5 protein-coding genes and 1 pseudogene are annotated in these 6,678 nt (G+C 70.0%); 3 read left to right on the forward strand and 3 right to left on the reverse strand.

Going from position 1 to position 6,678, the window contains the following annotated elements:
• Positions 1–812: 812 nt before the first annotated feature.
• Together KN815_RS22620 and KN815_RS22625 are read right to left on the reverse strand one after the other, a co-directional pair.
• On the reverse strand, positions 813–1,634 hold the full coding sequence (locus KN815_RS22620; RefSeq protein WP_216343760.1) for an ABC transporter permease: 822 nt from the start codon (positions 1,632–1,634) through the stop codon (positions 813–815).
• Entirely contained in the window at positions 1,634–2,560 is a 927-nt protein-coding gene (locus tag KN815_RS22625) for an ATP-binding cassette domain-containing protein (protein ID WP_372458436.1), read from the reverse strand. Before KN815_RS22625 ends, KN815_RS22620 begins: the two co-directional genes overlap by 1 nt.
• Positions 2,561–2,597: 37 nt before the next feature.
• On the opposite strand from KN815_RS22625, the gene KN815_RS22630 reads away from it, so the two are divergent.
• The 3 genes and pseudogenes from KN815_RS22630 to KN815_RS22640 all read left to right on the forward strand — a co-directional run bounded on the left by KN815_RS22630 (position 2,598) and on the right by KN815_RS22640 (position 5,776).
• Positions 2,598–3,665 (forward strand): TetR/AcrR family transcriptional regulator, encoded by a 1,068-nt coding sequence (locus KN815_RS22630; protein WP_216343762.1) that lies wholly within the window; start codon positions 2,598–2,600, stop codon positions 3,663–3,665.
• A gap of 202 nt (positions 3,666–3,867) precedes the next feature.
• Positions 3,868–4,521 carry a TetR/AcrR family transcriptional regulator gene (locus tag KN815_RS22635; RefSeq protein WP_216343763.1) on the forward strand — a complete coding sequence of 218 codons (654 nt, stop codon included), beginning with the start codon at positions 3,868–3,870 and terminating at the stop codon, positions 4,519–4,521.
• 80 nt (positions 4,522–4,601) lie between these two features.
• Positions 4,602–5,776: pseudogene (locus KN815_RS22640) on the forward strand (NAD(P)/FAD-dependent oxidoreductase).
• Between the two features lie 66 nt (positions 5,777–5,842).
• On the opposite strand, the gene KN815_RS22645 reads toward KN815_RS22640, so the two are convergent.
• Complete coding sequence (locus KN815_RS22645; protein ID WP_216343764.1) at positions 5,843–6,529, reverse strand: DUF899 domain-containing protein; 687 nt, start codon at positions 6,527–6,529, stop codon at positions 5,843–5,845.
• Between the last annotated feature and the right edge of the window lie 149 nt (positions 6,530–6,678).

Genomic DNA, 6,678 nt, shown 5'->3' on the forward strand with positions numbered 1-6,678 from the left:
TCCACCACGAGCACGCTGATCTGCTCAGGCACCGGCGGTCTCCAGCGGTATCGCGGCCAGGACACGGAAGCCGCCGTCGTCGGTCGCTCCGGCGGTGAGTTCGCCACCCAGCGCGTCTACTCGTTCCCGCATGCTGACCAGGCCGAGCCCAACCCCCGCGTCCAGTGTGCCGCACCGCGCTCCGCGGCTGTTCACCACCTCGAATTAGCTGCCCGGCGGCGCCGTCGACGGTGAGCCGGACCGGTGCCCCGGGCGCGTGGCGGCGGGCGTTGGCCAGTGATTCCTGCACGATCCGGTAGCCCGCCAACTGCACCGGGCTCGGCAACGACTCCAGCTTGGTCCTGATGCGCACCTCGACCGTTCCTCCCACAGCCCGGTGGCTGTCCAGCAACGCATCCAGCCCGCCGAGCCCAGGCATCGGCTGCGACGGGGCAGCGTCCGTGGATCACGCAGTACGCACAGCAGATCACGCAGCTCACCGCCGGTCTGCCGACCCGCCGCGGCGAGCCCGTCGACCTGTGTGCGGGCCCAGCCGGGCAGTTCATCGTGGGCCTCGTCGCCGCGTTGGGCACCGCGGCAGTGATGGCCGGGCCTCTCCCAGGCGCGGCCGGGGCCGCGGTCGGCGGGGGTCTTCACCTCCAGCTCGTCGCGGAACTGGGGGACGAGTGTGAAGGGCGGAGTGTGGTATTTGGGGGCGACCTTGCGGGGCGGGTACAGCAGGCGCTTCCGGCGGGCACCTCACACGTGGGGCAGGCGAACTGTTGGACATTGGCGGCCGGTTCGGCGGGCGGCGTCCCGACCGACCCCGACGTTCATCGTCCCGTGCGCAGGTAGGCGCGCAGCGACAGCGGGACGAACACCACCAGCAGCGCGGCTGACCAGAGCAAGACGGTGGCCACCGGATGGGCGAGCGGCCAGGGCGTGTGTCCGGATGCGGCCATCCCGGGATTGCCGAACAGGTCCCGGGAGGCGGCGGTGAGCGCGCTCACCGGGTTCCAGTTGGCCACGAACCGTAGCCATCCCGGCATGCCGCCGGTTGGGACGAACGCGTTGGACACCATCGTGACCGGCAGGAAAAGCGGCGCCAGTTGGGCGACGGTCTGCTCGTTTTTGGCCACCAGGCCCACATAGGCGCCCGCCCAGCTCAGCGCGTATCGCAGCAGCATGAACAGCAGAAATGCTCCGGCTGTGGGGATCGGGCCGCGGTGCGGCTGCCAGCCCACCAACAGGCCGGTCAGCGCCATGGCGGCCAGCAGCGGTACGCCGATCAGGGAGTCGGCCCCGGTGTGCCCGAACATCACTGCCAGGCGTGCCATCGGCATGGAGCGGAACCGGTCCATCACGCCGCGGGAGGCGTCGGCGGCCGTCCGCCCCATGACTCCTTGCACCGCCGTGAAGGTCACCATCGCGAACAGTCCGGGCATGAGGTATTCGCGGTAGTCGCCGCCGCCCGGCACGGCGATCGCGCTGCCGAAGACGTACCCGAACAGCACCACCATGATGACGGGGAAGATCAGCGCGGCGATGATCTGCCCGGGCTCCTGCCGCAGCCTTCCCAGCTCGCGGCCGACCAGGGTCAGTCCGTCGGCGAACGTCCAGCGCAGGCGGCCCAGGAGCGAGGTGATGGCGGTCATCAGACGTGCTCCTTCTGGTCGGTGAGGTGCAGGAACACCTCGTCGAGGGTGGGGCGGCCGAGCCGCACGTCGGCTGCGGTGACCCCGGCGCGGTCGAGTTCGCGCACGATGTCGGCGAGCCGGAAACCGCTGCCGGGCAGGGCAACGCTCAACTGGCCAGGACCCTTCACCGTGGGATCGGTTCCGGCCAGGGCATTCAGTACGGTCATCGCCGGACGTAGCCCGGTGGGGTCTTCGACGGTGACATCAAGGCGGTCTCCGATTGTGGACTTCAGCCCGTCGGGGGTGCCCGTGGCGATCACCTGCCCGTGGTCGATGACGGCGATGTCGTCGGCCAGATGGTCAGCCTCGTCCAGATACTGCGTGGTGAGCAGCACCGTGGTGCCTTCCGCCACCAGCTCGCGCACGCTGTCCCAGATCTCTCCGCGGCTGCGCGGGTCCAAGCCGGTGGTCGGCTCATCCAGGAACAGCACATCGGGGCGTTGGATGAGACAGGTGATCAGGTCGAGGCGGCGCCGCATACCGCCGGAGTAGCCGGCGACCGGACGATCAGCGGCCTCCTTCAGACCGAAGCGCTCCAGCAGATTGTCGGCCTGCCGGTGCGCCTCGCGTCGGGACAGGTGGTACAGGCGCCCGAACATGCGCAGGTTGCCACGGCCTGTGAGCTGCTCGTCCACGGCCGCGCGCTGGCCCGCGAGCCCGATCCTGGCCCGCACCTTGCCGGCCTCACTGACGACGTCGTATCCGGCGATGCGGGCGTGCCCGGCATCGGGGTCGCACAAGGTCGCCAGAATACGCACCGCGGTCGTCTTGCCCGCGCCGTTCGGCCCCAGCACGCCGCAGACGCTCCCTTCCGGCACGCTCAGGTCCAGGCCCCGCAGCGCATGGGTGTCGCCGAAGGTCTTGTGCAACCCCTCGGCGATCACGATCGGATCTCCCATCACCCCTCCTCTGTTGCGTACGATGTACGCACCTTCGGTCAAGCTATTCCTTCGGGTACCATGTACGCAAGCGGAGGGTGAAATGGTGGCCGATGCCGAGTACGTGAACATCTGGATGCGGCCCGAGCGTACGGCCGTCGGGCGGAAGCCGACCTACAGTCGCGCGCAGATCACCCAGGCGGCGGTCCGAATCGCCGATGCCGAAGGGCTGGAGGCCGCCACCATGCGGCGGATCGCCGCCGAGATTGGCACGGGCGCGATGTCGCTCTACCGATACGTCCCGAGCCGCGACGACCTCATCGAGCTCATGGCCGACCACCTGATGGGAGAGATCGACATCACCGGTATGCCCTCCGGTGACTGGCGCGCGGACCTGACGCGCTACGCCAACGGGTTGCGGGCGATGTGGCTGCGGCACTCCTGGGTCGCCACCGTGCGCCGGTCACTCCCCGGCTTCGGCCCCAACCAGCTACTGCTGATCGAACGGGTGATGGGCGCCCTCGACGCCCACGTCTCCATAGACGAGAACCTCCGCCTCATGGCCCTGCTGAACAGCCACATCGAGGGCGCCGTCCGCGAGGAGATCAGCATGGCCGAGGAAGTCCGCCGCAGCGGACTCAGCGCATCGGAGTGGATGGCGCGAAGCTCCCCGCGCATCCACCAGTTGGTGAACAGCGGGAAGTACCCGATCTTCACCAAGATCGTGACGGAGTCACACCAGCCGCACCTGAACCGCGACGACCAGTTCCGGAATGGGCTGGAGCACCTCCTCGACTTCGTCGCCTTGGCCCTCCCGCCAACGCCCGAGCCTCCGTGCCCCCCGGGTACGCAGCCCGGCCTGCCCGGCGCCCATCGTGACGAAACGCTCGCCGCGGCGACCAACGAGACAGCCGCTTGTGACGAAACAGGTATTACGGTGATCGGCGGGACATCTACCTGTGACGAAACTTCGGAGGACGTCGCCTCACCCCGCATCTGTACTGTGTGCGGCCGCCCCGTCCCCCCAACCGTCACTGGACGGCCCCGCCAATACTGCTCGCGGGCATGCCGGCAGCGCGCCTACCGCACCCGGACAGGAGCTGGAACCTGAGAGTCTGGCCGAGGACTCGCCGCCGGCGGACGCCGAGCAGTTCGCTGGCGGGCGGTTCCGGTCCGCGCGGCGCCACGGGCCGTCCGCGGCGTGCCGTTGCGTAGGCTTCCGGTGTTTGACCTCGCCGGTTCGGGCGAGGACCTGCGGCGGCATAGGGGGCCAGCCGCCGCGGAGCGTGTGAGGTCCCGATGGGGCGGTGGCGATGGCAGACAGAATGAGGCAGGACGAGCGGGTCGCCGCGACGCGGGAGGCGTTGCTGAACGCGGCGGAGCGGCTGTTCGCCGAGCGTGGGGTGTACGCGGTGGCCAACCGCCAGATCAGTGAGGCCGCCGGGCAGGGCAACAACGCCGCGGTCAGCTACCACTTCGGCACCAAGGTCGACCTGGTGCGCGCGCTGGTGCGCAGGCATGCCGAGCAGATCGAGGGGATCCGGGCGCGGCTGGTGGCCGAAATCGGCGATTCCGCCGATCTGCGGGACTGGGTGGCCTGTGCGGTCCGTCCGACCACCGAGCATCTGGAGGCTCTGGGCCACCCGAGTTGGTATGCGCGGTTCATCGCCCAGGTCACGGCCGACCCCGCGCTCTACGCGATCGTGACCGACGAATTCTCCGTCACCGCTCCATCGATGCGGGTGTTGCAGGAGGGTCTGAATCGCTGCCTGCCGGATCTGCCCGCCGAGGTGTACGTCGAGCGCTCGGCCATGACGCGTCACTTGATCACGCAGATGTCCGTAGATCGGGAGCGCGCGCTCGCCGACAACGCTCCTACCTCCCGTGTCACCTGGCATGAGGCCGCCACCGGCCTCATCGACGCGATCGTCGCGCTGTGGCATGCGTCGGTCACGCGGGTGCCGTGACCGGCGGTCGGGGCCCACGCCGCGGTGCGTGAATGCGCCGCCGTATGCCCCGCCGGTGCGATCCATGTGGGCGAGGACGCATGAGCGCTCCCGCCGATGTTCTGGTGGTCGGAGCCTCCGCGGCCGCGGGCTCTCCACCGCGGAGGCCCTGCGGCGCAAGGGATTCCAGGGCGGCCTGACCGTCCTGGGCGCCGAACCGCATCTGCCCTACGACCGGCCACCGCTGTCCAAGCAGATCCTCTCCGGCACCTGGGAACCGGACCGGGCCTTCCCGCGCCGACCCGCCGAACTCTCCGCGCTGGACGCAGCGTTCGTCCTCGACGATCCGGCCGTCGGCCTCGACGCGGAGGCACGCACCGTCCACACCGCTTCGGGCCGAGTGCTGCGGGCGGACGCGATCGTCGTGGCGACGGGTCCGCGGCCCCGCGTCTTCGCCGGGCAGGACGGCCTCGCCGGGGTCCATGCGCTGCGCACACTCGACGACGCGTGGGCACTGCGGGCCGAGCTGATGGCCTCCTCGCGCGTCGTGGTGGTGGGAGACGGCGTACTCGGCACCGAAATCGCCGCCACCGCACGGACCATGGGCCTGGCGGTCACCCTGGCCGGACCCCAACTCGCCTCCCTGGAAAGCCAGTTCGGCCCCCTTGTGACGGGGAAACTCGCCGAACTCCACACCGGCCGGGGAGTCGAGCCGCGGCTCGGCGCCGCGGTGACCGGGCCGGCCGAGCGGAACGGACGCCTCACGGGAGTGGAGCTGGCCACCGGCGAGATGCTGCCCGCCGATGTGGTCGTGGTGGCCTTCGGTGCCGTACCGGCGACGGACTGGCTCGCGGGCAGCGGCCTCAAGGCCGACAACGGGGTGGTGTGCGACTCCTGGTGCCGTGCCGCGGACGGGATCTACGCCGTAGGGGATGTGGCCCGCTGGCACCACGGCGGCCTCGATACCTTGCTGCGCCTGGAAAACCGCACCAATGCCACCGAGCAGGCCGGTCATGTGGCCGCCACCATCCTCGGCGAGCGCCGGCCCTACACCCCGGTGCCCTGCTTCTGGACCGACCAGTTCGACGTCAAGATCCAGGTGCCTGGGGTGCTGTCGGCCGACGCCGAGGTGACCGTCGTGGACGGGGGCATGGCGCAGGGCCGGTTCGTCGCGCTGTACCGCCGCAACGGCGCCACGGTCGGCGTGCTCGGCCGGCGCATGCCCAAGCAGACCCGTCTGCGCCGGCAGGAGGTCGTCGGCGCGTTCACGTCATGACGGGCCGGGGTCAGATCTCGTGGACGAGCCGTCCGGATGCGAAGAGGTCCGCCCGCAGGCGGGCCCTCATGCCTCCGGGCCGTAGAGCGCGGCGATGTCCTGGGACCCGGCCCAGCGGCTGTAGGTGGGCGCCTGTGGCCAGCCGTCGGGGGAGTCCTGCCACTCCTCCTGCCGCCCGTACGGCAGCAGATCGATCAGCGCGAAGGAGTGGCTGAGCTGCTCGGTGCCACGGCCGTTGGTGTGCCAGGTGCGGTAGACGGTGTGGCCGTCGCGCAGGAACACATTGACCGCGAATCCTCCGCCGGGCGGTGCGCCGACGTCGGCACCGAACGGGCTGTTCGCCGTGGAGTACCAGGTCATCCTGTTCCCGACCCGCCGCTTGTAGGCGAGTGCCTCGTCGATCGGGCCCTGGGTGACGATGACGAACCGGGCATCGTAGTTGTCCAGGAAATCCAGCCGGGTGTACTGCGAGGTGAACCCCGTGCAGCCCGGGCACTGCCACTCCTCGCCCGGGAACCACATGTGGCTGTAGACGATGAGCTGCCTCTTGCCGTCGAAAAGGTCCGCCAGCCGAACGGGGCCGTCCTCGCCCTCGAGGGTGTAGTCGGGCATCTCGACCATCGGCAGACGGCGGCGCTCGGCGGCGATCGCGTCGAGCTCACGGGTCGCGGCCTTCTCCCGTACCCGCAGCGCTTCGAGCTGACGCCGCCAGGTGTCGGCGTCGACGACGGACGGTAGTGCGTCGGGGTTCATCGGGGTTCTCTTTCGTGGATACCCCCGGCTTCAGCCGGGGGAGGAAACGAAGCTCCTGCGGAGCAGGGCAGGGAAAGCCGGACCGCCGCCAGGGCGATCCGGCGTTCACCGAATTCCGGCCGACATCCGCTACTCACACGCGAGCTGAT

Origin of the sequence: Streptomyces niphimycinicus, from assembly GCF_018883605.1 — a bacterium.
Taxonomy (GTDB): domain Bacteria; phylum Actinomycetota; class Actinomycetes; order Streptomycetales; family Streptomycetaceae; genus Streptomyces; species Streptomyces niphimycinicus.